The organism is Longimicrobium sp., from assembly GCF_036388275.1.
Lineage (GTDB): Bacteria > Gemmatimonadota > Gemmatimonadetes > Longimicrobiales > Longimicrobiaceae > Longimicrobium.
The window spans coordinates 48,622-74,243 of sequence record NZ_DASVSF010000108.1; the positions used below are offsets into that span (position 1 = coordinate 48,622).

20 protein-coding genes and 1 riboswitch are annotated in these 25,622 nt (G+C 69.9%); of the genes, 5 read left to right on the forward strand and 15 right to left on the reverse strand.

Annotated elements, in window-relative coordinates; genetic code table 11:
- Positions 1 to 36: 36 nt before the first annotated feature.
- From VF632_RS24265 to VF632_RS24300, 8 genes are all read right to left on the reverse strand, one after another.
- Positions 37 to 3,207 carry an efflux RND transporter permease subunit gene (locus VF632_RS24265; RefSeq protein ID WP_331025526.1) on the reverse strand — a complete coding sequence of 1,057 codons (3,171 nt, stop codon included), beginning with the start codon at positions 3,205 to 3,207 and terminating at the stop codon, positions 37 to 39.
- A gap of 247 nt (positions 3,208 to 3,454) precedes the next feature.
- Positions 3,455 to 4,627: an efflux RND transporter periplasmic adaptor subunit gene (locus VF632_RS24270; RefSeq protein WP_331025527.1), complete on the reverse strand. Its 1,173-nt coding sequence runs from the start codon at positions 4,625 to 4,627 to the stop codon at positions 3,455 to 3,457.
- Between the two features lie 8 nt (positions 4,628 to 4,635).
- A complete protein-coding gene (locus VF632_RS24275) occupies positions 4,636 to 6,075 on the reverse strand; it encodes a TolC family protein (RefSeq protein ID WP_331025528.1) in 1,440 nt (479 codons plus the stop codon).
- Between the two features lie 165 nt (positions 6,076 to 6,240).
- On the reverse strand, positions 6,241 to 6,882 hold the full coding sequence (locus VF632_RS24280; protein ID WP_331025529.1) for an HD-GYP domain-containing protein: 642 nt from the start codon (positions 6,880 to 6,882) through the stop codon (positions 6,241 to 6,243).
- A 90-nt stretch (positions 6,883 to 6,972) separates the two neighbouring features.
- The gene (locus VF632_RS24285) at positions 6,973 to 9,090 is read right to left on the reverse strand and encodes a putative bifunctional diguanylate cyclase/phosphodiesterase (RefSeq protein ID WP_331025530.1); all 2,118 of its coding nucleotides are present in this window, start codon (positions 9,088 to 9,090) and stop codon (positions 6,973 to 6,975) included.
- An 11-nt stretch (positions 9,091 to 9,101) separates the two neighbouring features.
- Positions 9,102 to 9,194, reverse strand: a riboswitch (cyclic di-GMP riboswitch).
- A 115-nt stretch (positions 9,195 to 9,309) separates the two neighbouring features.
- Positions 9,310 to 9,696, reverse strand: coding sequence for a PDZ domain-containing protein (locus tag VF632_RS24290; RefSeq protein WP_331025531.1), 387 nt, complete (start codon positions 9,694 to 9,696; stop codon positions 9,310 to 9,312).
- 122 nt (positions 9,697 to 9,818) lie between these two features.
- Positions 9,819 to 10,499 carry an HAD family hydrolase gene (locus tag VF632_RS24295; RefSeq protein ID WP_331025532.1) on the reverse strand — a complete coding sequence of 227 codons (681 nt, stop codon included), beginning with the start codon at positions 10,497 to 10,499 and terminating at the stop codon, positions 9,819 to 9,821.
- Complete coding sequence (locus tag VF632_RS24300; protein WP_331025533.1) at positions 10,500 to 11,942, reverse strand: hypothetical protein; 1,443 nt, start codon at positions 11,940 to 11,942, stop codon at positions 10,500 to 10,502.
- A gap of 329 nt (positions 11,943 to 12,271) precedes the next feature.
- Here VF632_RS24300 and VF632_RS24305 point away from each other — a divergent pair, with 329 nt between their 5' ends.
- The gene (locus VF632_RS24305; RefSeq protein WP_331025534.1) at positions 12,272 to 12,685 is read left to right on the forward strand and encodes a hypothetical protein; all 414 of its coding nucleotides are present in this window, start codon (positions 12,272 to 12,274) and stop codon (positions 12,683 to 12,685) included.
- A gap of 655 nt (positions 12,686 to 13,340) precedes the next feature.
- Here VF632_RS24305 and VF632_RS24310 read toward each other — a convergent pair.
- The 3 genes from VF632_RS24310 to VF632_RS24320 form a co-directional block, all read right to left on the reverse strand.
- On the reverse strand, positions 13,341 to 15,104 hold the full coding sequence (locus tag VF632_RS24310; protein ID WP_331025535.1) for a dynamin family protein: 1,764 nt from the start codon (positions 15,102 to 15,104) through the stop codon (positions 13,341 to 13,343).
- Between the two features lie 197 nt (positions 15,105 to 15,301).
- Positions 15,302 to 16,267, reverse strand: a complete 966-nt coding sequence (locus VF632_RS24315; protein ID WP_331025536.1) for a DUF1028 domain-containing protein — start codon at positions 16,265 to 16,267, stop codon at positions 15,302 to 15,304.
- Between the two features lie 39 nt (positions 16,268 to 16,306).
- Entirely contained in the window at positions 16,307 to 16,675 is a 369-nt protein-coding gene (locus tag VF632_RS24320; RefSeq protein ID WP_331025537.1) for a hypothetical protein, read from the reverse strand.
- A 78-nt stretch (positions 16,676 to 16,753) separates the two neighbouring features.
- Between VF632_RS24320 and VF632_RS24325 the strand changes: the two genes are divergently transcribed.
- Entirely contained in the window at positions 16,754 to 17,818 is a 1,065-nt protein-coding gene (locus VF632_RS24325) for a hypothetical protein (protein ID WP_331025538.1), read from the forward strand.
- A gap of 802 nt (positions 17,819 to 18,620) precedes the next feature.
- Here VF632_RS24325 and VF632_RS24330 read toward each other — a convergent pair.
- The 4 genes from VF632_RS24330 to VF632_RS24345 form a co-directional block, all read right to left on the reverse strand.
- The gene (locus VF632_RS24330) at positions 18,621 to 19,934 is read right to left on the reverse strand and encodes a DUF1343 domain-containing protein (protein WP_331025539.1); all 1,314 of its coding nucleotides are present in this window, start codon (positions 19,932 to 19,934) and stop codon (positions 18,621 to 18,623) included.
- A gap of 173 nt (positions 19,935 to 20,107) precedes the next feature.
- Complete coding sequence (locus VF632_RS24335) at positions 20,108 to 20,266, reverse strand: hypothetical protein (RefSeq protein ID WP_331025540.1); 159 nt, start codon at positions 20,264 to 20,266, stop codon at positions 20,108 to 20,110.
- Positions 20,267 to 20,324: 58 nt separating this feature from the next.
- Positions 20,325 to 21,149, reverse strand: a complete 825-nt coding sequence (locus tag VF632_RS24340) for an EAL domain-containing protein (RefSeq protein WP_331025541.1) — start codon at positions 21,147 to 21,149, stop codon at positions 20,325 to 20,327.
- A 414-nt stretch (positions 21,150 to 21,563) separates the two neighbouring features.
- Positions 21,564 to 23,033 carry a sigma 54-interacting transcriptional regulator gene (locus tag VF632_RS24345; RefSeq protein ID WP_331025542.1) on the reverse strand — a complete coding sequence of 490 codons (1,470 nt, stop codon included), beginning with the start codon at positions 23,031 to 23,033 and terminating at the stop codon, positions 21,564 to 21,566.
- A gap of 125 nt (positions 23,034 to 23,158) precedes the next feature.
- On the opposite strand from VF632_RS24345, the gene VF632_RS24350 reads away from it, so the two are divergent.
- From VF632_RS24350 to VF632_RS24360, 3 genes are all read left to right on the forward strand, one after another.
- Positions 23,159 to 23,605 (forward strand): ExbD/TolR family protein, encoded by a 447-nt coding sequence (locus VF632_RS24350; protein ID WP_331025543.1) that lies wholly within the window; start codon positions 23,159 to 23,161, stop codon positions 23,603 to 23,605.
- A 35-nt stretch (positions 23,606 to 23,640) separates the two neighbouring features.
- Complete coding sequence (locus VF632_RS24355; protein ID WP_331025544.1) at positions 23,641 to 24,051, forward strand: biopolymer transporter ExbD; 411 nt, start codon at positions 23,641 to 23,643, stop codon at positions 24,049 to 24,051.
- A 148-nt stretch (positions 24,052 to 24,199) separates the two neighbouring features.
- Entirely contained in the window at positions 24,200 to 25,078 is an 879-nt protein-coding gene (locus VF632_RS24360) for an Abi family protein (protein ID WP_331025545.1), read from the forward strand.
- Positions 25,079 to 25,622: the final 544 nt, after the last annotated feature.

The following is a 25,622-nucleotide window of genomic DNA, read 5'->3' on the forward strand; positions in this document are numbered from 1 at the left end:
CTAGCCCTCCGTTCGCCGCGCTTCCGCGCGCCGCCGTCAGTCCGCCGCGATGGGCTCCGGGCGCGGGGCCGTCACCGGCGCGCGGTGCGCCTTCGTCGCGCCGCGGCGGAAGAGGCGGTTGGTGAAGTCGTCCAGGAGCGTGTAGACCACCGGCACCACGAACAGCGTCAGCAGCGTGGACGTGATCAGCCCGCCGATGACGGCGCGGCCCATGGGGGCGCGCTGCTCGGCGCCCTCGCCCAGCGCCAGCGCCAGCGGCAGCATGCCGAAGATCATCGCCACGGTAGTCATGATGATGGGCCGCAGGCGCGTGCGCCCGGCCGAAAGCAGCGCCTCGCGCCGCCCCATCCCCTCCTCGCGCTGCTGGTTGGCGAAATCCACCAGCAGAATGCCGTTCTTGGTCACCAGGCCCATCAGCATGATGATGCCGATCATGGTGAACACGTTCAGGTTGCCGCCCGTGGCCAGCAGCGCCAGCGCCACGCCGATGAACGAAAGCGGCAGCGCCAGCATGATGGCCAGCGGCTGAAGGAACGAGCCGAACAGCGACGCCAGGATGATGTAGATGAAGATCACCGCCATCCCCAGCGCCGCCAGCACGAAGCCCTTGGTCTCGTTCAGGCTCTGCACGTCGCCTCGGAACACCGTGCGGTACCCCGCCGGCAGCCCCGCCGAGTCCAGCGCCGCCTGCGCCTCCGCCGCCACAGTGCCCGTCGCGAAGCCGGGAAGCACGCCGGCGGAGATGGAGATCTGCCGCTCCAGCGACGCCCGCTCGATCTGCTGCGGGCCCATCCCCGGCCGCACCGTGGCCACCTGCGACAGCGGGATCATCGCCGGCTGCCCGCTCGCCCCGTCCACCGAGCTGCTGGGCACCACGATCCCCGCCACGTCGGCCGCCGAGGTGCGCACCGAGTCGGGGTAGATCACCACCACGTCGTGGCTGTAGCCCTGCTCGTCTTCCCACTGGGTGGCGCGCTGGCCGGTGAACAGCGGCTGCAGCGTCTGCGCGATGCTCCCGATGCCCACGCCCGCCGCCCATGCCTGCTCGCGGTCCACGTCCACGTCCAGCTGCGGGATCTCGCCTTCCTGGCTGCTGTTGGGCTCGGCCACGCCGGGCACGCTTTCCAGCACCGCCATCACCTGCTCGGCCGCCAGCTTCAGCCGCTCCTGCTCCGGCCCCTGCACGTTCACCTGGATGGGCTGGCGGAAGCCGCCGAAGATGGTGGGCGTGCCGGTGATGTTCGCCCGCGCGCCGGGAATCCTGGCCAGCTGCCCGCGCAGGTCGTCCTGGATCTCCTGCTGCGACCGCGCACGCTCGTCCCGCGGCTTCAGCTTCACGAAGATGCGCCCGTTGTTCGGCGATCCGCGGAAGCCGCCGCCGATGGACATGTAGGTGAAGTCCACCTCCGGCATCTTGCGCAGCACGGTCCCCAGCTCGTGCCCGCGCGCCACGGTGTACTCCAGCCGAGAGCCCGGCGTCACGCGGAAGTTCACGTTGAACTCGCCGCCGTCGAAGTCCGGCACCCAGGTAAAGCCCAGCCGGGGGATGATGAGCATGGACGCCACGATGCACGCCGCGGCGAATCCCACGACCGTCTTGCGGTGGTCCAGCGCCCAGGCCAGCCCGCGGGGATATCGGTCCGCGACGCGCTCGAACCAGGCGTTGAAGGACAGGGCCACGCGGCGGATGGGGTTGCGCGCCCGCGGCTGCGCCTCGCCATGGTGCAGCGCCTCCGGGTCCGGCCACACGCTGGAAAGCATGGGGTCCAGCGTGAACGACACGAACAGCGACACCAGCACCGCGAACGCCACGACGACGCCGAACTGGAAGAAGATCAGGCCGATCTGCCCGCCCATGAAGGCCACGGGAATGAACACGGCGATCACCGCCAGCGTGGTGCTGACCACCGCCAGCCCGATCTCGCTGGTGCCCTCGCGCGCGGCGGTGTGATGGTCCTTCCCCATCGACACGTGCCGGACGATGTTCTCGCGCACCACGATGGCGTCGTCGATCAGCAGGCCGATGGCCAGCGACAGCGCCAGCAGCGTCATGGTGTTGATGGTGAACCCGAACACCCACATCCCGAAGTACGCCGAGATGATGGAGATGGGCAGCGCCAGCCCGGTGATGATCGTCGACCGCCAGGAGTTCAAGAAGAAGTAGATGATGGCGATGCAGAGGATGGCGCCCAGGATCAGCTCGTGCTGCACCGACTCCAGCGACGCGCGGATGCGGCGCGAGTCGTCGCTCACCACCGTCATCTTCACGTCGGACGGCAGCTGCGCCTGCAGGGCATCCACCTCGGCGCGCACGCGGTCGGCTACCTCCACGGTGTTGCTTCCGCTGATCTTCAGGATCTCGACGGAGAGCGCGCGCCCCTCGTTCAGGTAGCTGGCGCTGCGGGCCTCCGCCGTGCCATCCACCACCGTGCCGACGTCGCCCAGGCGCACCGGCACGCCGCCGCGCACGGCCACGGTCACGTCGCGGAAGGTGCGCGGGTCTTCCACGCGGCCGGTGATGCGCACCAGTCGCTCCACGTCGCCGCGGCGCACGCGGCCGGCGGGCACTTCCTGGTTTTCGCGCTGCAGCGCCTGCGTCACCTGCGGGGGCGAGATGGCGTACGCCCGCATGGCGTCGGGGTTCAGCTGCACCTGGATCTGCCGGTTCGTGCCGCCGATCAGGTTCACGCCGCCCACCCCGGGAATGGCCTCCAGCCGGGTGCTGATCACCTCGTCGGCCAGCTCGGTCAGCTCGCGCAGGGGGCGGTCGCCGCTCTGCACGGCGATGGACATGATGGCGCGCTCGTTGGGGTCGAACCGGATGATCACCGGGTCGTCGATGTCCGGGGGCAGCTGGCGGCGCATGCGGGCGATCTTGGACTGCACCTCCTGCTGGGCCGCCATCACGTTCACGCCCAGCTGCAGCTGCACGCGCACCAGGGAGCTTCCCTCCAGCGAGGTGCTGGTGATCTCCTGGATCCCCTGCACGGTGTTCAGCGCCTCTTCGATGGGCTTGCTGACCTCGCGCTCCATCACCTCGGGGCTGGCGCCCGGATAGGATGTCTGCGCCACCACGATGGGGTAGCTGACGTCCGGGTATTCGTCGATGGCCAGCCGCTGGTAGCCGATGACGCCCAGCACCACCAGCGTCACCATCATCATGGTGGCGAACACCGGCCGCTTGATGGATACGTCCGAAAGGAACATCCCCGCCTTCTCTTCGTCTCTTGGTTTTCGGATGTCATCCCGACGGAGCGGCCACGATCAAGCTGCCGTCTGAACGACAGACCGTAGCGACCGAGGGATCCGCCACACACTCCGCACTGGTGCACCACGCCTGCATCGTGGCGGATTCCTCAGTCGGCCCGCCGGGCGTGGGGGCACTCCGCTGCGATCCGCCCGGGGCCTCCTTCGGAATGACACTCGCGCGGGGGCCCAGTCAGCGTCGGGTTCGTCAGCCGCCGCGGGCGCCGCCCTTGCCCTTGCCCTTTTCCGGCCCGCCCTCGCCCGCCATGCGCACGGCCATCCCCTCGCCCAGCACGCCCACGTTGCCGGCGATCACGCGGTCGCCCTCCGACAGGCCGGTGAGCACCTGCACCAGCCCCTGCGCCTCGTCCTTGAGGCCCACGGTCACCGGGGCCACGTCGACCTTGCCGTCCACCACGCGGTAGACCACCTGCCCACCGCCCTCGCCCCCCTCGCGGATGGCGGAGGCGGGCACCACCATCGCCCCCTCGACCACGCGCGAAACGATGCGCCCGCTGGCGAAGGTGCCGGCGCGCAGCCGGCCCTCGGCGTTGGGCACCTGCACGTACACCGTGACCGAGCGGCTGCCGGGGTCCACCGACGGGCTGATGCGCGCCACGCGGCCGGTGAACTGCGAACCATCCGCCGTAAACCGCACGCTCTGCCCCGCGGCCACCCCGGCGGCGGCGCGCTCGGGAACGGCGGCGGCCAGCTCCAGCACGTCGCCGCGGACGAGGGTGAACAGACTGGCGTTCCGCGTGACGTGCTCGCCCGGGTTCACCGTCCGGCGCTCGATCACCCCGCTGACGGGTGCCACCACGCGGGTGTCGCCCACCTCGCGGCGGGTGCTGCCCCGGCGCGCCTGGGCGCTGGCCAGGCGGGCGCGGGCCGCGGCCACGGCGCCCTCGGCCACGCGCACGTCGCGCTCGGGGATGGCGCCCTCGCGGTGAAGCTCGCGGTTCTGGTCCAGCGTCCACTGCGCGGTGCCCAGCTCGCTGCGCGCGGCGGCCACGTCGGCGTCGGCGCTGCGGGCGTTGCCGGCCTGGTCGCCCGCCTCGAACACGGCCAGCAGCTGGCCGGCGCGCACGGGCTGCCCCTCGCGCACGTACACCTGCACCACGTCGCCCTCCAGCCGGGCGCGCACCTCGGCGCGCTCCAGCGGCTCCAGGTTGCCGGTGACGGGAATGGCGTCTTCCAGCGGCATCAGCTGGGGCGTGGTCACGTCCGTAGCCGCCAGGGTGACGGAGGGGCCGCGCCCCCCGCCGGGGCCGCCCGGACCGCCCTTGGGGGTCTCGGCGCCCGCATCCTTGGAGCAGGCGGCCGCCGTGGCCAGCAGGGTGCCGCAGGCGACGGCGCGAAGCGATGAATGCAGGAAGTGCATCGACGGGATCACGGTGCGGTCGCCGAGGGCGACGGAATGGGCCGGCCCAGCGCGCGCGCCTGCTCGGCCGCCGCCAGGTACAGATCGAAGGTGGCGCGCGCCTCGTTGGTGCGCGCGGTCAGCAGGGCCAGCTGCGCGTCGGACACGTCGAGCTGCGTTCCCAGCCCGCGGGCGTAGCGCAGCGAGGCCAGGCGAAAGGCCTCCTCTGCCTCGGCCACGGTCTGGCGCACGGCCTCGAAGATGGCGCGCGCGCGGGCCATCTCGGCGCGCGCGGCGGCGGCCTGGGCGTTCGCCGTCTCCCGCGCCTGCTGCGCCTGCAGGTCGGCCACGGACGCCAGGGCGCGCGCCTGGCGCAGGTCGTTGCGGCCGCGCATGCCGTCGAACAGGGGAAAGCTGACGGCCAGCTGCAGCGAGCGGTCCGTGAACCATCCGCCGTTCTGCTGCGTGCACACGCGGTCGTCGGCGCTGCCCGCGGGACAGTCCACCGTCTCCAGCGCGCCCACCCGCAGCGGCAGCGTCCAGTCCTGCGGGTACGCGGCCCAGCCGTTCACCAGGTTCACCGACACGGTGGGGAGCATGGCCGAGCGCGCGATGCGCGCCTGGGCATCCGACGCCTGGGCCCGCAGCCGCGCGGCGCGCACGCCGGGAAGCGCGTCCAGCGCCGCCGAGTCTACCAGCGCCGCGCCCGCGGATCGATCCGCGATGGCGGCCACCGTCTCCGGCTGCAGGGTGGTGGTCAGGCGGATGGGCCGATTCTCGGGAATGTTGGTGATCCGCCGCAGCTCCAGCAGCGCCAGCTCGCGCTCGCCGCGCGCCTGGATGGCCAGCGGCTCCAGGTTGCTGCGCTCCACCCGTGCGCGAAGCACGTCGTAGCGCGAGCCGCGGCCCGCCGCCTCGAACTGCTCGGCCTGGCGGACGCGCGCGGCGGCCAGCGCCACGTTGGTGTCCTGGATGGCCACCAGCCGCTCGGCGAGCTGCGCGCGCAGGTACGCCTGCAGCGTCAGCAGCTGCACGTCCGTCTGCGTGGCCTCCAGGTCCGCCGCGGCCGCCTCGCGCTGGCGGCTGGCCGCGCGGATGCCCTGCACCCCCCGGCCGCCCTGGTACAGGGGGACGGACAGGTTCAGGTTGGCGCCGTAGGTGTTGGGCTGGTTGAAGATCTGCCCCACGGCCTGCGCGCGCGCGTTCTCGAAGACGTGGCTGAAGTTGCTGTTGAGGCGCAGCGCGGGAAGCTGCGCCGCGCGGGCGCTGCCCACGGCGGCGGAGGCCACGTCCAGCCGGCCCGCGGCGAGCCCGACCTCTTCGCCCTGCCCGGCCAGGCGCAGTGCCTGCTCCAGCGGCAGGTCCAGCGTGTCGCCGGCCTGTGCGGAAAGCGGCGCGGCGGCGGCCAGCGCCAGCAATAGAAACGCGGCCCCGTGCATCCGGGGGGCGCGTGCAAGGAACTTCGTCATCACGGAGGTACACCCGGGCCGGCGCGTGCGCCGGCCGTCTGCGAGGGAAACGGCCCGGAAGAACCGGGACGGTGCTAATTTAGCCGCAGAGGACGGGCGATTGAACCCCCGGCGAACGCGGCCCTCGTCAACAGGACACGCGTTCCGGCGGATTCGTTGGATGCGCTACAGGGCGGAGAGCGCGGCGTGGACGGCGAGGGGATCGAAGCGGGTGCCGGCGCCCGACTGCAGCAGGTGCGAGCGGGTCGGCGCGCTCATGGCCGCCTGGTACGGGCGCGGCCAGGTGACGGTGGCGAACACGTCGGCGACGCGAAAGATGCCGGCCAGCACCAGGTCGCGCTCGGAAAGCCCGTCGCGGCGCAGCTCGGTGTGGTCGCGGTACTGGTTCTCGATCAGCAGGGCGATGCGGGGATGGTACGCCGCCCGGGCGATGTCGGCGCTCACCCGCGCCTGGCCGCGCACCCACTGCAGCTCCTGCGGAGACAGCGTGCCCCGGCGCTCGATCAGGTCCGCCGGCAGCGAGAGCATCCCCATCTCGTGAAGCTGCGCGGCCGTGTTCAGGATGTAGCGGTCGCCATCGCCAATGCCCATCGACGCGGCGATGCGCCCGGCCACCATCGCCACCCGCGCGGCGTGGTCCATCAGCCCCAGCTGCGGCTCCCGCGCCTGCAGCGCCAGTTCGAAGGCGTCGAGGATCCGGGACCGGGCGCCGTGAAGGTGGCCCTCCAGCTCCGCGGGGTCCACGCCGTCACCTACGCCGTGGGGTGGCGGCCCGTGCAGCTGCCGATGACGCATCCAGTCCAGCACGTGTCACTCTCCTGCGGGGGAAAACGCGGCGCGGTCCGGAGAGGGGACCCGCGTCCATGGGGATGACGAGGGATCGTGCGGGCCGTCACCTCAGCGCGGCGCCGCCAGCCACCCCTCCAGCGCATCGACGGGCATGGGACGGGCGAAGAGGAAGCCCTGCGCGTGGCGGCATCCCAGCCGGTGCACGGCTTCCTGCTGCGCGGCGGTCTCCACCCCCTCCGCCGTCACGGCCAGTTCCAGCGCGTCGGCCAGCCCCACGATGCTGCGCACGATGGCCTGGTCCGCCGCGCTCTCGCCGATGCGCTGCACGAACGAGCGGTCGATCTTCAGCCGGTCGAAGCCGAACTGGCGCAGGTAGGCGAGGGACGAGTAGCCGGTGCCGAAGTCATCCAGGCAGATCCGTACGCCCAGCTCGCGCAGCGTGGCCAGCACGGACGCGGCGGTCTGGAAGTCTTCCATGAACGAGGTCTCGGTCACCTCGATCATCAGCCGGCGCGCATCTACCCCGAAGCGGGCCAGCGCGTCGGTAACGTCCTGCACGGCGCGCGGATGCACCACGTGCCGGCCGGAGAAGTTGATGCTCACGGGCAAGCCGCCCAGCAGGGGATGGTCCGTCCACGCCTTCAGCTGCCGCGCCGCCGCCGCCAGCACCCAGCGGTCCAGGTCCACGATCTTCCCCGTTTCTTCCGCCACGGGAAGGAACGCCTGCGGCCCCAGCAGCCCGCGCTCCGGGTGGTTCCACCGCACCAGCGCCTCCAGCCCTTCCACCCCCCCGTCGGCCAGGCAGACGATGGGCTGAAAGTGAAGCGTCAGCTCGTCGCGGTCGATGGCGCGCTGAAGCTGCTTCTCCACCTCCAGCAGGGCCTCTTCGTGCGCCATCACCCCCGGCTCGGAAAAGCCGTGATGCCCGGCGCCCAGCGTCTTGGCGCGGTACATGGCGCGGTCGGCCATGGCCAGCACCCCCTCCGGCGTCTCCGCGCACGCGCCCAGCGCCACGCCGATGCTGGCCGAGCAGCACATCTCCACGCCTTCGATGGTGGCGGGCACGGCAAGCAGCCGCTGGATGCGCTGGACGACGGCGAGGGCGTCCTGCTCGCGCTCCACCCCGTGCAGCAGCGCGGCGAACTCGTCGCCGCCAATGCGCGCCACCATGTCGCTGGGCCGGATGGACGCGGCCAGGCGCTCGCCCACCACGGCCAGCAGCGCGTCGCCCGCCGCGTGGCCCAGGCGGTCGTTCACCGTCTTGAAGCGATCAAGGTCCACGAACAGCACCGCGAACTCGGCTCCGTGCTGGCCCTTGGCCTCGCACGCCTGCTGCAGCGCGCGCAGGAAGGCGGCGCGGTCGGGCAGGCGCGTCAGCGCGTCGCGGTCCACGTCGCCGGCCGGGACGGACGACTCCTCGCGCCCGCTCAGGTCCTCGCACCACGTCACCAGCCCCATCGGCCGCTCGTCGTCGGCGGCGACGACGTCCGACCACAGGCGCACGGGAAAGCGGGTGCCGTCGCGCCGCACGTTCACCCGCTCGCGCACCCAGCGGCGCACGGGGCGCGCGGGCACGCCGCCCTGCGCGCTCCACAGCTCGGGCGGGGCCAGCGCGCGGGCGGGAAGGCCGTACATCTCGTCCAGCCGGTAGCCATGCATCTGGGCCTCGGCGGGGTTGGAGAAGACGATGGCCCCCGTCTCGTCGGTGATGGTCAGCCCACGATCCACCGCCGCCAGCGCTCGTTCCAGCAGCTCCAGCCGGGCCTGCGCCGCGCGCAGCGACTCGTCCGCGGCCTGCGCGCGGACCTCGGCCATGGCCGCGGCGGCCATGCATTCCAGCGCGGCGACCTCGCTCGCGGACCAGGGCCGAACGTTGAGGGCCACCAGCGAGCCGGCGGGCGCCTCGCCGGGGTTGGGCAGCGGAACGAGGGCGAGCGAGGGCCCAAAAACGAGCGATGGATCGCCGGTCGAGAGTGCGCGGAAGGTGCGGGATTCGCCCGCGTTCCGGGCGTCGCGCAGCGGCGGACCCAGGTGAAGGATGGCGGCCAGCAGCGCCTGCTGGTGCTCCGGGGCGCCGGATGCGTGCACGGGAGGATGGCCGGCGCCTTCCAGCAGCACGGCGGCGGCGCCCAGGTTCAGCCGGGCGACGGCGTTCGCGGCCAGGCGGCGCAGGGTCTCGGCGCCGGGCCCGGAGGCCGCATCGAGTACGGACGGAGGAGTGCGCATGGCAGCACCTGTTCGGTAACCCGACCGGCATGGCCGCAGGAGAGCGCGGCGGTAGCCTCGTGGCTTTGCGTCCCCGCCTTTCGACGGGTTTGCCGTTGTCGTAGGTGCCCGGCGCGGGTAAGAACGGCCAGGCGGGTTCAATCACTTCCGGCAACCTTCGCCGTCGCATGGAAGGCGGCGCAAGGAACGTTCCCGGGAACGTCCGTCGCCGGATGACGCTTACGGCGCGGCGGGAGGCGCCGCGGCGACGATCCGCAGTTCGCGCTCCTCGTCGCCCCGCTTCACGCGGACGGTGTACGCGCGCCCCGGCGCCAGCCCCGGAAACAGGGGACGCTCCAGGCTGTCGCGTCCGTCAATGGAGAGCACCACGTCGTCCACCATGAACCCTGCCGCGGCCGCCGGGGACTTCGGGGTCACGGAGGCCACGAACGGCCGCGCGTTGGGGAAGATGCGAAGTGCCAGGCCAAGGGTTCCCGCCGGTGGCCGCGGGTTCCGGACGCCCTGCGAGTCGGCGGCGGGCGCGGCCGGCACCGGTGCTGGCTGCTGCGCGCGAGCCGGGTGCGCGAACGCAATGGACAGCGCGGCTGCGGCGATGCTGATTCTCACGGGCAGAACCTGGCGCGAAGGTGAGCGTCGGCGATGGGACGCGATTGGAAGCAAGCAGAAGTTGCGCACATCGTCAACTGTTTTCGCGCCCGCGTGCGCCCGGCCTCTATCGCGACCCAGCATCAGCACCACATGGCGAACGCGCGGGTGATGTCGGACGGGTGCTCGAAGGTCCAGTCGGGCGTCATCGCCTCGATGGCGTGCAGAAAGGTATCCTTCTCCCCCGGCGCGGTCTTGGGCCACAGCGCCGCGCCGATCCTCATCCCCGCGTTGCGCCCGGCCTTCAAGTCGCTGGTGGAATCGCCGATGTAGATCGTGTCAGCCGGCTCTACACCCAGCGCCGCGGCGGCCGCGAGCAGGCCGGACGGGTCGGGCTTGGGCGCGTGCACGTCGTCGTCGGTGACCACCACGTCGAAGTAGCTCAGGTCGGAGTAGATGTGCGTGACGTGCCACGCCTCGCGCCCCTTTCCGGTGACGATCCCCATCGGGTACCCTGCGGATTTCAGGGCAGACAGCATCTCGACAACGCCGTCGTAGGTGCCCTCGCCCTTCAGGTAGTACATCTCGCCGTACAGCTCCCGCATCTCCGCGTGGCAGGCCTCTCCGCGCTTCTCGCCGAGCCAGTCCACCAGGAAGCGCCGCTCGGAGACGGGATTTCGCCCGATGATCTCCTTGTCCGTGGGCGCGTAGCCCAGGTGCGGCTCCAGCGCGCGGCGGTAGCACTCCAGGTACAGGTGATACGTGTCGATCAGCGTGCCATCCAGGTCGAACAGGATGGCCGCGGGGGCACGGGAGGATGTCACCTACGAGCCGTGGTAAAGGCGGTCGAGGTCCACGAGTTCCACGTCGGGGCGCGAGGCGGCGGCCGCGTCGATCTCGGGTGTGAACGCAGGGCCAAAGAGCAGCACCTTGGCCTGTGCGGCACGCGCCCCCAGTGCCGCGCGCGCTTTCTCCAGGCGCCGCAGGTGCCCGATTCCGATCGTTTCGCCCGCCTTTGCCTCGCCGATGGCCAGCACCTGCCGCTCCGAAGCACCGGATGCTCCTTCGTCCGACGCCACCACCACGTCCAGTTGGCAATCCTTTCCGTCGATGATCGCGGATGAAGGGCCGACGATGTCGGGAGCGCCGCCCAGCGTCTCGGGGTCCGCGTAGCGACGCACCCACGCGCGCGCCTGCTCCTCGAACACGGGGCCCCGGACGCGCGCGTCGAACTGCGCGGAGAGCCTCCGCTCCCACGTGGAACTTGGATCCCGATCGCGCAGCAGCGAAGCGTGGGGCTCCAGGATCGCGTAGTGGAACTGCAGGAAGGAATCGGCGAGTGCGTATGTCGGCCGCTGCTCACGGATGGGATCGGAGTGCCGGACCACGAACCCCGCGGCGATCAGGCGCTTCAGCGGCGGGTCGATGTTCGATACGCTTCGGCGCAGCTGGTTGGCGATGGTTCCGGCCGTCACCGCCCCGTTCGCGATCGCCCCCAGGATGCTGTGGTGCATCGCCGGGCTCGCCGCCGACAACGTGGGATCCTCCGCGAGGAGCGTGGTCGCTTCGTGGTTGAGCGTGGCGGCAGGGGAAAGGACGCGGGCGGCCACCCAGCGGTCGAAGTCGTCCGCGCGGCTCGGCAGGTCGTGATCCACCATGTCCGTCGCGTAGCCGATCACGCCGCCGATGACGGCATAGACGCGGGCGGCGAGTTCCAGGCTGGGTGAGGGAAGGTGCTTCGCGGCCTCGCGGTAGTCGAACGGCTGCATGACCAGCTCCATGCCGGCCCGGCCGCGCAGGGGAGCCTCGCCGGTGGTCAGCGAGCGCATCATGGCGATCGCGGAGCCGCACAACACGATCCGCGCTTGTCCGGGATGGGCTCGGCGGCCACCGGGGCCAAGGACCGCCGCGATGGTGGAGTCCACTGCCTGGTCAGCTTCGAGCAGATAGCCGAACTCGTCCAGCACCACGGGCGTCGGGCGGCTCGCCCCGAGCTGGATCAACTGCGCGAACGCTTCTTCCCAGCTTCCCAGGGACAGGCGCCCCACTCCAAGGTGCGCGCCCAGCGCTTCGCCCAGGCGAGCGAGGTGAACGGCCGATTCGCCCCGGGTCGCCTCCCAGTAAAACCCTCCGCGCTCCCTCGTCACCGCTTCGAGCAGCGTAGACTTTCCGATCCGCCGACGGCCGTACACCAGCCCCAGCGTGCTGCGGGCCGCCCCCGACTCGAAGAACGTTTCAATGTGAGGCCGGCTGGATGTGGTGTCCATCGGTGCTCCCGGATACTCTCGCTGACGATACTCAATCGTACGATACTATCACCGGCTTGAGTATTGTCAAGAACTCGAGTGTTCGGGTAAGCGCGGCTCGCGTCTTGGTGACGGCTGCCGGCCGCAGGTGAGAGATCGTTCAGGCCAGATCACATACTCAACGTACTCCCGCACTCACTTTCCCTCGATCTCCGTCCGGAGCCGCGTCAGCGCCTCCGCGGGTCACGCCGATTGCGCGTACCGGTGCGGAAGGAACGCCGGCCACCGTACCGGGTATCCCCGTCCCGCTCCAGCGCTACGATCAACTGCTCTTGACACAACGATTTACGATGACGGCCAGACATATGCACGCGGCCTCGCTGGCGGCGCTTGCCGCCGTCCTCGGGGGGTGCGATTCGCCCGTAGGGGCACCCGGGGCATCGGCGCACGCTCGCGTCGATGCCATCGTACTCGCCCCGACGGGCCAGCCGGCCGCCGGGGTGGAGGTAACGGTTCGCGAGGCCCCGCCCTCGCTGCCGTACCAGTTCACCTCTGACCTCACCGATGCCCAAGGCAGGGCGTCGGTGACCATCTGGCGCCTGGGCGGGCCGGCGCCGTCCAGCCCCGACACGGTGTCGTTCGTGGTGATGGCCCAGGGCGGCGAACCCGCGGTGCGCGACAGCGTATCGGTGGTCGTGCGGTTCGCCCCGACGCGGGAAGCCGCGCGGGTGACCGACGCCAAGCTCGCCGTGACCACGCGCTGATCGCCGGTCGCGAACTGGACCGCGGACGAAAAACCGATCCCCTCTTCCCCGCCGCCGGGGGAAGAGGGGATCGGGCATGGGAGCGAATCCACACTCCCGGCGTGCACCGCGGCCCTGTCATCCTGAGGCCCAGGCGCACCGTGCCATCCCGTACGCCAGACCTCGCGCACCGAAGGATCTAGCCGCGGACACGAATCAGCCGGGGCGCGGTAGCGGGCATCAGTGCAGAGGCCGCGGGCCCGGGGCGGTTCGAACACGGCCGGCGCATACCTCGGCTGCCCTCTCCCCCGGCCCCTCTCCCGCAAGCGGGAGAGGGGAGAATTCGATCGCGCTTCCGCTGGCTTCCGTACACTCGAACGGCAGGAGCAGTCCGCGAAGGCGGACTTCGGGCCCTTGTTGCCGCGACTTTAGTCGCCCCAGCAGGGCCGAGGCCTCTGCTCGTGGTGAAAGCGGTCCCACACCGGTGTCCGAGCCCCCGCCGGGCATCCGAGTCCCCAGGCTCCGTGACCGCTGCCGAGCCCGGAGTTGTACGCATCTGCGGCTAGATCCTTCGGCCCGCGAGGGATGTGCTACGGGCCGGTGCCGTGCGCCTGGGCCTCAGGATGCCAGGCCCTTGGCGCACTCACCGCACTCCCGCACTCCCGCACTCCCGCACTTACTTTCCCCCGATCTCCGTCCGCAGCCGCATCAGCGCATCCTCGGCGACGACGAGCTCGCCGCGGGCCTCGTTCAGCTGCTGCTGCTGCACCTCCACGAACCGGCGGTACGGGGCGATGGACTCGTTCACCTTTTCCTGGCTGTCGCTGATGGCCGCGTGCACCTGCCGCGTCAGCGAGTCGTCCAGCTTGGTGCGCAGGTCCGCCACCTTCTTGCTGAACTCCTCCTTGGCCTGCCGCCGCCGCGCGGGAAGGATGTACAGCCCCGTCACCGCCAGCGCCGTGGCCATCAGGATGCCCGTGAGGTCGGCCGCCGCGCCGGTGATCACCGTGGCCACCAGCGTGCCCAGGCCGATGGCGCCCACACCCGCGATCATCGTCGTCCCCGCCCCGCCGCGGACCTCTTCCGCCAGCTTGCGGGCCTCGGCGTCGCGGTTGTAGCTGGAGACGGCCTCGCGCGCCGTGCTGCCGATAGACCCCAGCAGCGCCTGCCGGTTGTAGCTGAAGCCGCGCCCCACCTCGCCGATCATCCCCTCGCGGTGGCGGTTGATCTGCCGGCGCTCGATGTAGGCGCCGATGTCCTGCCACAGCTTCAGGTTGCGCTCCACGATCCAGTCGATGATGCGGTCTACCTCCTCGTCGATCAGCTTGGGGGTGTCGGCGATCACCTGGCGCTCGAAGTCCACGCGGACGGTGTCGCTGCGCATCAGCTCGCGCACCTTGGTGATGCGGATGGTGGCATCGAAGAAGTTCAGCCCGCGTACCTCCATCTCGCTCAGCAGCGCATCCAGCCGGCCCAGCCGCGGCCCGTAGTCGCGCAGCATCTCCTGGTGAAAGGCGCCCAGCTGCGCGTCGATGTTCTGCAGCGTCGCCACGTCTTCCGACAGCAGCTTCAATCGCTCGAATGCCGTTTCCTTGTACTTGGAGGCCAGCTTCAGCCCCACGTTCAGCGGGTTCAGCAGCTTCAGGCGAATGCGCTCCTGCTGGTCCAACGTGTTGAGCAGGAAGTCGTCGACGGCGGGAAACCCGCTGGCCGCGTACGCCGTCTCGTCACCGCCCTGGCGCGCCTGCATGGCCATCTTTGCCGACACGGGAAAGACGAGCGGCTCTTCGCCCAGCAGCGACGTGCCGTTGTCGCGCACGAAGCGCAGCACCTCGCCCCGGTCGCTCTCTGCACCCAGGATGTCGATCTTGTTGACGATGAAGACGATCTTCTTGCCCCAGGCCCGGATCTGCTCCAGGAAGGTGCGCTCGCTCTCGGTGAACGGCCGGTCTGCGGAGGTGACGAACAGCACCAGGTCCGACCGGGGAACGAAGTCGCGCGTAAGCTCCTCGTGCTCGCGCAGGACGGCGTTGGTGCCCGGCGTGTCGACGATGTTGATGTCGCGCAGCAGGGGCGCGGGGTGGGTGCGCTCCAGCAGGTAGGCCTCGATCAGCTCTTCCTCTACCGTGTCGCCCCAACGCAGGATGTTGATGCGGTCGGTGGTGGGGGTAACGCCCTCGGGCAGCACCCGCTCGCCGATCAGCGCGTTGATGAAGCTGCTCTTGCCGCTGTTGAACTCGCCGGCGATCACCAGCAGGAACAGCCCCGAAAGCTGCTCTCGCGCCTGCTCGAAGTGCTTGCGGTCTTCCGGGTCCACGTCCGTGCCGAAGCGGTCGAGCGCCTTGGCCAGCCGGTCCAGCAGCTCGCGTTCGCGCGCGCGCAGCTCGGCCTCGCGCTCGCCCAGGATGCTGTTTCGCCGCAGCAGTTTGCCGATCACCATCCGCCCCCTCGCCGTTCCAGGCTCATCACGTGATACAAAGCGGCCCCACGTTGCGCAAACGTGGGGCCGCACTGATGAACTGCCATCTCACACGGAGGGCACGGAGGTCACGGAGGAGGATGGGGAGGAGATTACATCCTCTTCCGTTCCTCCTTTTTTCCTCCGTGTACCCCGTGCCCTCCGTGTGAGGCTTTCTTCTACGGTCGTGCGCTCGTCACCTGGCGAAGGCGCGCGGCGGTTTCGGGCGTCAGGGCGGCGCGCACCGGCAGGTTCTGCACGCGCTGGAAGGCCTTGAGCGCGGGGATCACCTCTTCGTCGAAGGCGCAGAACTGCGCCTCCGTCGGCGTGCCGTGGCCCGCGCGCGCCAGCAGGTTGCGCAGCGCGCAGATGTGCGGGCCGCCGGGCGCGCTGACCGACTGCGAGCCGTTGGGGAGGAAGTGGTCGTCGGGGTGAAAGAGCGTCATCCACACGTTGTACACGCGCTCCAGCTCCAGGATGGGCTCGGGCGCATCTTCCACGTGCAGGTCCGCATACACGTCGTCGCCCCCGCCGTAGCCCGCGCCCGCCTTTACGATCAGCATTCCCGCGCCCTGCCGTCCGCGCCGGTCGCCGCCCGCCGCCTGCCCCGCCTTGAGCGCCGCCAGCAGCCGCTCGCCGAAGGGGCGCCCCGCCGCCTCCGCCGCCCGGAACGCCGAGGCCATCGAGTCCACCACCTCCGGCCCCGTGAGGATGTTGCCCTGCACGCTGAAGTTGGGGCCGCTGCGGTGGCCGGCCCACGCCTGCGCGCTGTCGCCGGTGAACGGGGCCACGCGGCACTGCTTGTCCATCACCGCGAACTGCCGCCGCGCGATGCCCGGGTCCGTCCGCACGAACTCCGCGCGCACCTCTTCGGGCGATCGCCCGGCGCGCAGCATCTCCAGCCCGCGCCGCTTGTAGGAAACGTTCGCGTTGGCCTGCGTGGCGATGGCGCCCGCGTCGGCCTCCGCCGCGGGAACGATGGATCCCGCGCCCACCACGCGCGACTGCACGGCCACGCCCAGGAAGCCGTTCACGGGATCGCACGCCACGATGCTGAACGTGGAGAGCGAGGGCGGATTGCCGTCCTGCGCCACGGCGGGCGCGGCGAGGAGGAGCAGGAACGAGGTCAGGCGGATGCGCATCATCGATTCGTTTCGGGTGGATCGCGGAAATGAGCAGCGTCTTCAGTCAGAGCTGCCAGAATCGCACCCGCCACTGTCGAAATCCCCGCCGCTGTCTCCACCGCTGTCCCACGACCCGGAATCGGCGGGCGCGCAGTCGTTGGTGCCTGCAGCCCACGAAGTGCTGGAATCGGTGTTCCGCGTGTGGTCGTCCAGCGGCTGGTGGTCCATGGTCGATTCGCCATGGGACGCCATCGCCGCCGAGAAGGAATTCGAGGTGTCGGGATAGGTCGAGGTGCTCCCAGCCGGAGCCGAACGCGCGGCCTTCAGGGCGCGCACCCGGCGGCGCGGGTGGACGGGCGTACTGCTGTCGAGCGCCTTGATGATCCCGACGATGATCAGCACGATCGCGATGGTGACAATGAATCCCATGATGGTCCAACGGCTGAGGCGAAGGGGAACGGGGCATGCGGATGAACAAGCAGGAGGAACATGCCCCGTCTACCGCCGATGTCCAGACCCTCGCTCATCCGAATCGCCGCCGCGCTCGCCCTGCTGCTCGCCGCCGTACCCGCGGCGGGGCAGACGGTGGTGCGCGGGCGCGTGATTTCGCCCGACACGCTGCCGCGCCCGGAGATGCGTGCGTTCGTGCGGTGGCGTGCGGCGGGTGACACGCTGCCGCGGGTGGACTCGGCGGCGGTGGATTCCACCGGGCGCTTCGAGGTGCCGGTCGGCGCGGCGGGGGGCGATTCCGTCGACCTGATGGTGGACGCGGCCGACGTGGCGGCGCGCACCCATCATCCGGCGCTGGTGCGGTTCCGGGCCGATTCGGCGCGCCGGGAGCAGTGCATCATCCTGGTTCCGCGCCGCTGGCGGATTCCGGCGGGGAGCTACGCGGGCCGCGAGGTGGACATCAGCCCCGTCCGTGCGCGGACGGCCATGTGCCGGGGGTGCGGCTCGTTCTGGCTGCGGGTGTATGGGTCCAGCGCACCGATGTGGTTCCAGAGCTGGCGGTCGTCGTCGTTTCCGCTGCGGATCGCGTTCGATCGCGAGTACTCGCTGCCGCGCGGAGCCGCGCCGGACTCGGTGACATTCTGGCGAATCACGCAGGGGGTGGAAGATACGTTTGGCCAGGACCTGTTTCGTCCCGCGCGCTACGCCGACGTGCAGCCCGAGGACGACGAGCGTGACCCCAACGACGTGGTGCTGGTGCTGGTGGACCGCGACGTAAAGGCCGCTGCGCTGACGACGGTGCTCAGCCAGGGTGGCGTGGTGGAGTATGGAACGATGAGGCTTCAGCGCGCGGGGCCGCTGACGGACGGGCCGGGCTGGCAACTGGTGGGCCACGAGCTGCTTCACGCGCTGGGGGCCGGGCACACCTGCGAGTGGAGGTCCGTGGCCGCCGACGTCCTCCGCTGCCCCCAGATGCGCGCGGACGAGCCGACGCCCGAGGACGTGGCGTACATCCAGGTGCTGTATCGCGTCCGCGACGTTCAGCGGGCCACGGGCGCGCGCTGGGGGCTGGAGGCGGCGCTGGAGGGGGAACGGGTGCTGGGTCGGCGGCGGGAGTGGTAGGGTGCTTCCGAGGGGGCGGGGTGGTTCGATGGGCGGTGGCGCATGCGGCGGGCGCCCCCCATCCCCAGCCCTTCCCCCGCAAACTGCGCGGGGGAAGGGAGCCAGCCCGGTGCGTCACCATAACCCCTCGCAACACCACAGCCTGTCATCCAGAGGCCCAAGCGCACCAAACTAGCCCGCAGCACATCCCTCGCGGGCCGAAGGATCTTGCATGGGGCGCGCAACAGCCCGGGCGCGGCAGCGGTCACGAAGCAGAGGCCTCGGTGCGTGCCCCGACGTGCGGGTGTTCAGGTCGGGGACGTCGGCGAGGTTTGGTGTGGTTGGGCGTGTCCGGCGCCGTCCCCCCCGCGAACACCACAGCCTGTCATCCAGAGGCCCAAGCGCAGCGAACTAGCCCGCAGCACATCCCTCGCGGGCCGAAGGATCTTGCATGGGGCACGTAACAGCCCGGGCGCGGCAGCGTGCACCCACGCAGAGCCTCGGCGCGTGCCCCGAGGTGCGGTGTTCAGGTCGGGATTGCGGGCGAGGTGTTGTGTGGTTTGGAGAGGCCGGCGCAGTCCCCTGGGTGGCCCCTCCCCCGACCCCTCCCCGCATGCTGCGCATGCGGAGAGGGGAGAATTCGATCGCGCTTTCGGCAGGTGTGGGGTGCACGCCGCGGCTGTCGGTGCGCTTCGGTCAATGTGTGGCGGATCCCTCGGTCGCTGCCATCAGCGGCGCACGGGCAGGTTCGGCGTGGCCGCTCCGTCGGGATGACAGGCGCGCTCCGGCAGGCTTCGGGGGCATGCCGGGCGCCGAGGACGCCTTACTCCGCCGGGTACAGCCGGTACTTCTCGCGCACGCGGTTCCATTCCGCGTTTTCGGCTTCCCAGCGGCGGTAGATGTCGCGCGGGTCGTCGTGGCGGCGTACGGCCTCGGGCGCCCAGCGGCTTCCCAGCATCTGCAGCATGGGCCCCATCCCCAGGTTCTGCGGGTGCATGCGGTGGATCTCCACCAGGAACACCAGCGCGGTCAGCACCGGCTTGAACTGCTCGCGGTCGGTGATGCGCAGGCGCACGCCGCGGCAGAGGCGGTCGCGGTGCTGCATCCAGTCCCGTCCGCGCGGCGTGAACTCCGCCAGCTCGAACTCCACCCCCGGCAGGTCGTACGCACGAACGCGGCGCAGGAGCTCGGTGTTGTTGATGTACGGCGCGCCCACGTAGCTGAACGGCGTGGGCGTTCCCCGGCCCACGGACAGGTTGGTGGTCTCCAGCATCACCAGCCCGCTGAACGCCAGCGCCGCGTCCAGGGTGCGGATGTTAGGCGACGGGTTGATCCACGGCAGCCCCGTTTCGTCGAACCACGCGTCGCCGCGCCACCCCTGCACCGGCACCACGCTCAGCTTGGCGCCGATGCGGTACTCGCCGTTGACGTACCGGGCCACCTCGCCGGTCGTCATTCCGTGGCGCAGGGGGACGGGATAGTAGCCGGTGATCAGCGGGCCGCGGCTGCGCATCTCGTACTGCATCAGCGGCCCTTCCGCGCGGGACGTGACGGGATTGGGCCGGTCCAGCACGACGAACGGAATGCCGTGGCGCGCGGCCTCTTCCATCGCCATCGCCATCGTCCAGATGTACGTGTACGGCCGCGCGCCGATGTCCTGCATGTCGAAGAGCAGCACGTCGATACCGCGCAGCATGGCGGCCGTGGGCCGCTCGGTCGATCCATACAGCGAGAACACCGGCAGCCCCGTCCGCGAATCGCGCGACGTGCCGATGCGCTCTCCCCCGTCCACGTTGCCGCGCAGCCCGTGCTCCGGCCCGAACAGCGCCACCAGCCGTACATCGGGATGGCGGTGGAGGGCGTCGATGGCGCTGCGCCCGTCGCGGGTGACGGCCGTGTGGTTAGTGATCAGCCCCACGCGCTTGCCCCGCACCAGGTGCAGCGAATCACGCAGCAGCACCTCCAGCCCGGGGATCACCGGCTCCTGCGCCTTCGCCGCCGTCGGCGCGTTGACGTAGTTGGCGGGGAGCACGGTGGGCTGCTGCGCCCGCGAAGGCGAGGGGCCCAGCTGCGCGGCCAGCGCGCCGACGCACGCGGCCAGCGCGGCCACGGGCTTGAGAAGCGTTGTGTAGGGCATTGGACGATCGATCCCGCGAAACTGCGTTGATGGCGCGATGGGGTGCGGCGGTTAGACTCGCCGCTTGCGAGGATTGTTCCGCAAAACGCGGTCTCACACGGAAGACACGGAGGATCGGGAGGAACCCTCCCCGGCCCTCCGTGCGCTCCGTGCCCCCCATGTGAGACCGCCGTTCAGCGCCGCTCGCGGATGTGCACCGCCATCTGCCGGGGCGGCTTTCCGTCTGGCGTCAGCCACACCACGTCCGCACCCTCGTCCCACCCCTGCCGCTCGCGCCGGATGCGCGCCGCGACCTCGTGTGCGGCCTGGAGAGCCGCGTTCTTCCTGGTCATCGGTTCCTCGCGATCTATAGGTCCAGCGCCGGCGGACCGGCGCATCGATCAGGGAAAATCAGGCCGCGCGGCACAGTCGCGGCGCTACCGCCAGCGTGTCGGGAAGCACCACCACCGGCAGCCCCGCGGCCGGCTTGGCCATCAGGTACCCCTGCACGCAGTCCGCGCCCAAGGCACGCACGGCGGCCAGCTCCTCCGCCGTCTCCACGCCTTCCACAATCACCGTGCTGCCCATGGCGTGGCCCAGCATCACCAGCGAGTGCACCACCTGGCGGCGGCCGGTGTGCACGTGAACGCTCCGCACCAGCTCCAGGGCGATCTTCAGAAAGTCGGGCTTCACCTCGGCCAGCACGCGCAGGTCCGAGTAGCCGGTGCCCACGTCGTCCAGGGCGATCTGAAAGCCCATCTCGCGGTACCGCATCAGCGCGCGCAGGAACCCCAGGTCCGAGCGCATCCGCGACTCTTCCGTCACCTCCAGCACCAGGCGGTTCACCGGCACGCCCGTCTCGGCCACCACGCGCTTGGCGAACTCCAGGAACTCGGGCTCGCGAATGCGCTCCGCCGACAGGTTCAGGAACAGCAGGGTGTCCGGGCGGCGCCACAGCCCCAGGCGCGTGGCGTTCAGCAGCGCCGCCGTCCAGCACACCCGCTCCAGGGCGGCCATCTCGCCCAGCCCGCTCGCCGTGGCGAACAGCGTCCGCGCCGAGTGCAGCGGCGAATCCAGCGGGCCGCGGGCAAGGGCCTCATACCCGATCACGCCAAACCCGTCGGCGCTCACGATCGGCTGGTAGAACGGCGTCACCGTGCAGAAGAACTTCGTGTCCGTCACCTGCGGCTGCGCGGCCGGCGCGCGACCAGCCGTCTTCATCTCTATGTCGAACATGGGTCGGATTCTCCCAGGGATTGTCGCGGTCCTTCAAGGCCGGCCGGCGCCGCGGTGATGCGGGCTCGTTGGCACGGAGAACAATCTGCATCTCACAACCGGTACGCGAATGGGTCGAACTACCCAAACCATCCGAACGCGTTCAACATCGTTCAAGTGTGATCTTGAAACGGCGCATCCGCACTCCGGGTGGTTACGGGAGCAAGGGTGTTCGTGGTTTCAGGGTTGCTGGTAGCGAGGCGTTATCACGCTCGTGGATACGATCCAAGTTGTTGTGAAAGAAAGGATTGAGGATGATGCGAGAGGCTGCGAACGAACCAGGCCGCACCCGCTGAAAGCGCGGATGCGGCCTGGATGTGCGTGCTGCGGGACCGGCTCAGGAGCCGGAGCGGGACACGTCAGGTACAGTTCAACTCAGCTGAACATGTCATCGCCGAACTTGAAGCCCCCCGCGCCCTTGCCCTTGGGGCGCTCGGGCTTGGCGCGGCCGTAGGCGCCGCTCTCGGCGCGGCTGATCTTTCGGTGCGCCGCCAGCCCCTCCAGCAGCAGCTCGGCCGCGGCTACGGTCATCGCCGGGTCCGCCGGGTTGCTGAGCCCCGCACCCTCCAGCGCCTCGTTCAGCCCGTTGACCGCCGCCAGCCCCGCCAGGCACGCATCGGCCGAGGCGCCGTCGCTGATCTGCAGCACGCCGCCCTTGTCGAAGTGCTCGATCACCTCGTCCAGCATCGACACGTCCCACATGCCGTCGAACACGTCGCGGGCCGCCGCGGCGATCAGGTCGCGCGCGATGGCCTGGGCGCCCTGCAGCTCGCCCTCGTACTCCAGCTCCATCTTGCCGGTGATGGAGGGCATGGCCGCGTACACGTCGGCGATGCGGGGTAGGATGCGCGGCTCGCCCGCGATCACCGCGCGCCGCTCGGCGTTGCTGACGGCCGTTTCCATCACGCTGATGGGCATGCGCTGCGACACGCCGCTGCGCCGGTCGATGCGCTTGTCGTCGCGCGCCAGGAACGCCACGCGCTCCACCAGCTCGGCAACGAACGGGGGAATGCTCACCTCCATCGACCCGCCATCGCGCGACAGGTAGGCCTCCTGCCGCGTGATCTCCATCCCCTCTTCCGTCGTACGGGGATAGTGCGTGAGGATCTCGGAACCGATGCGGTCCTTGAGCGGCGTGATGATCTTGCCGCGCGCCGTGTAGTCTTCGGGGTTGGCGCTGAACACCAGCATCACGTCCAGCGGCATCCTCACGGGAAATCCCTTGATCTGGATGTCGCCTTCCTGCAGCACGTTGAACAGCCCCACCTGCACCTTGCCCGACAGGTCCGGTAGCTCGTTGATGGCGAAGATGCCGCGGTTGGCGCGCGGCAGCAGCCCAAAGTTGATGGTCAGCTCGTCGCTGAGCAGGTGGCCGCCCCGCGCCGCGCGGATGGGGTCCATGTCGCCGATCAGGTCGGCCACGGTCACGTCGGGCGTGGCCAGCTTTTCCACGTAGCGCCGGTCCGGCCCGATCCACTCGATGGGCGCGTCGTCGCCCGCGTCGCGAAGCAGCTCGCGGCCGTACTTGCTGATGGGGGCGAACGGGTCGTCGTTCACCTCCGAGCCGGCCAGGACGGGAATCTCGGGATCCAGCAGGGTGGCCAGCTGGCGCAGGATGCGGCTCTTGGCCTGCCCGCGCAGCCCCAGCAGGATGAAGTTGTGCCGCGCCAGGACGGCGTTGGCCAGCGAGGGGACCACGGTGTCGTCGTAGCCCACGATTCCGGGAAACATGGTGTGCCCGTCCTTGAGCCGGGCGATCAGGTTTTCGCGCATCTCCGCTTTCACGGAGCGGGTCTGGTAACCGGAGGCGCGCAGGGCGCCGAGCGTGGTCGCGAGCTGGGTCATCAGGGCAGACGGGTGGCTCGGGAAGGGGTCACGGGCGCGGCGCCTCCGCCGCAAGAACCGGGCGATGTCAGAATCCGCAGCCCTCGCGGCGTTTCCCATCTGAACCCCCTGACAAGGAGGCCGCAATGGGCTGGGACATCGTCGCCCGCATCCGCGAGCCGCACACCGGCATCGACGCCACGCCCTTCATCGGCCTGGTGATGGTGATGCTCGTCACGGCCATGGCGGTGCCCGTCACCACAGCCTGCTACTTCGACCGCCTTGCGACCAGCGTAACGGCCGACGAGCTGCCCGAGAACCGGGTGACGATCGGCATCGAGCGCAGCGGGATGATCTGGATGGCGGGGCCGGGAGGCGGCATCGGCATCGCGCCGCGAGACTTGTCGGCCCGTCTGGGCATTGCGCTGGCGGGAGTTCGCGGTACGGAGAGGCGTATCGTGAACATCCGGGCGGACCAGGATGCGCCGTATGCCCGAGTGCTCGATGCGGTCGCCGCCGCGCGGGCCAACGAGGTCCGTACGTTGGGCCTGATCACCGATCCGCCTCCGGCAGCCCGGCCGGCGGATCTCTGAATTTCCTGTTCAACAGCAGACCACGGGAGGACGCGATGGCGATGATTGCGGGAGGAACGCGCGGCGGGTTCACGGCTTCGATCAACATGACGCCGATGATCGACGTGCTGCTGGTGCTGCTGATCATCTTCATGGTGGTGCAGGCCAGCCTTCAGCGGGGGCTCTCGGTTCACGTGCCCGCGTCCAAGACGGACGGGCCGGTGGGGCCGCCGCAGGTCGACAATCTGGTGCTTGAGGTGGAGCCGGGCGGACGATACGCGCTGAATCGGCGGCCGCTGAACGGGGCGCGGCTGACGGAGGAGCTGCAGGCGGTGTTCGCGAACCGTCCGCGCAAGCTGCTGTACGTGAAGGCTTCCGAGCAGCTCTCGTATGGCGAGGTGATCCACGCCTTCGATGCCAGCCGCGCCGCGGGCGTGGACATCATCGGCCTGATGCCGCGGAACTGATAGCCTGTTGAGCGGCGCTGAACGAAGAGCCTTGACGTGTCATTCTGAACAGCCTAAACTTAGGGCAATCATAGCCCCCACGCCTCTTCGGTAACACGAATGCGCACCAGGGGGCTTTTTATTTTTCCCAAGAGCGCGGCGGTTCGTCATGGCGCGATCCTACCTGAAGCCCGCCCTCTCACCGTCGGACCTGCTAGCCCATCTTCAGAACCGCGGGCTGCACGTCCCGGATCCCGTCCAGGCACTGCACGCGCTGGAGTACGTGGGGTACTACCGGCTCCTTATATACATGCGCCCGCTGCAGACGCCCGGGCCACCAAAGACGTTCGTCGCGGGAGCCCGGTTCGACGATGTGCTCTCGTTGTACGAGTTCGACCGGGAGCTGCGGCTGTTGTGCCTGGACGGGATTGAGCGGATCGAGGTAGCGCTTCGGGCAGCCATCGTAAACCAGGTCGCCGTCCAGCACGGTCCGCACTTTTTTCTGGAGCCTCAGAACTTCGAAAAGCTCGAGTACTTCGTGGAGTTCTTCCAGGCTGCGGCAAAGGCTCGGTATCTAGGCGTTCAGCACTACCGGGAGCGGTACGACGATCCTCCGCTCGCTCCTGTATGGACGATCATGGAGGCACTCACGTACGGGCAGCTTTCACACCTCTTTTCGCGACTGGCGCTCGGTCATCGAAAGCAGATCGCGATTCGGTTCGGCTTCGACGAGTCGATCCTCGTTTCATGGTTCCGATCGCTGAACATGCTGCGCAACATGTGCGCGCACCACAACCGCCTGTGGAACTTTCAGATGCTGGTCGACCAGCCCAAGGCGGCCAAGCGGATGAGAAACGAGTTTCCCTCGACGGACCGGTTCTACGCGCGAGCCGTGGTGCTCGCAACGCTTCTCGATGCCACGGGTCACGGGGCCGGCTGGCGCAGGCGGCTCGTGGAATTGGTCGATCGCTACCCGACCGTGCCAACGGCGAGCATGGGGTTTCCAGCCGATTGGAGAGCGCGTTCGTTCTGGGCGCAAGCCTGCTAACGGCATGGATAAACAGCAAACGATAGAGGTGCCCCCGGCGGTGGAGCTTCACGCGTGCGAAACAACGGAGCTCCGCCGATGCATGGGCGCCCGGGGGCTTCCCCCACACGCCCACCGCACCTGCCGAAGCCACCCGATGTCATCCCGATGGGGAGCGCCCCGGAAAACCTGCCTGTACACCAGGGATCGCAGCGACTGAGAGATCCGCCACACAGCGTGGAGCCGCTCACAGCCGCGGAGAGCGGTACCCGTTCTCTTCGCGGGCGCGCCGTCGCGCGTCGGCAGACGCGGCGTGGGTCCAAGTAAAGCCTCCCGGCCGTCTGCGACGCTTTCCGCTGTTGTTGCGGCAGTTCCTGGTCCCCTTCAGGGCCCGGGCACAGCGGACGCGACGGCGCATGAGGCGATGTGTGTGGCAGATCCCTCAGTCGCTGCGAAGTTCGTCGTTTGGGCAGGTGCCCCTTGGCCGCTCCATCGGGATGACATCGCGGGTCCGCCTCACTCACGCACTCACGCACTCACGCACTCACGCACTCACGCACTCACG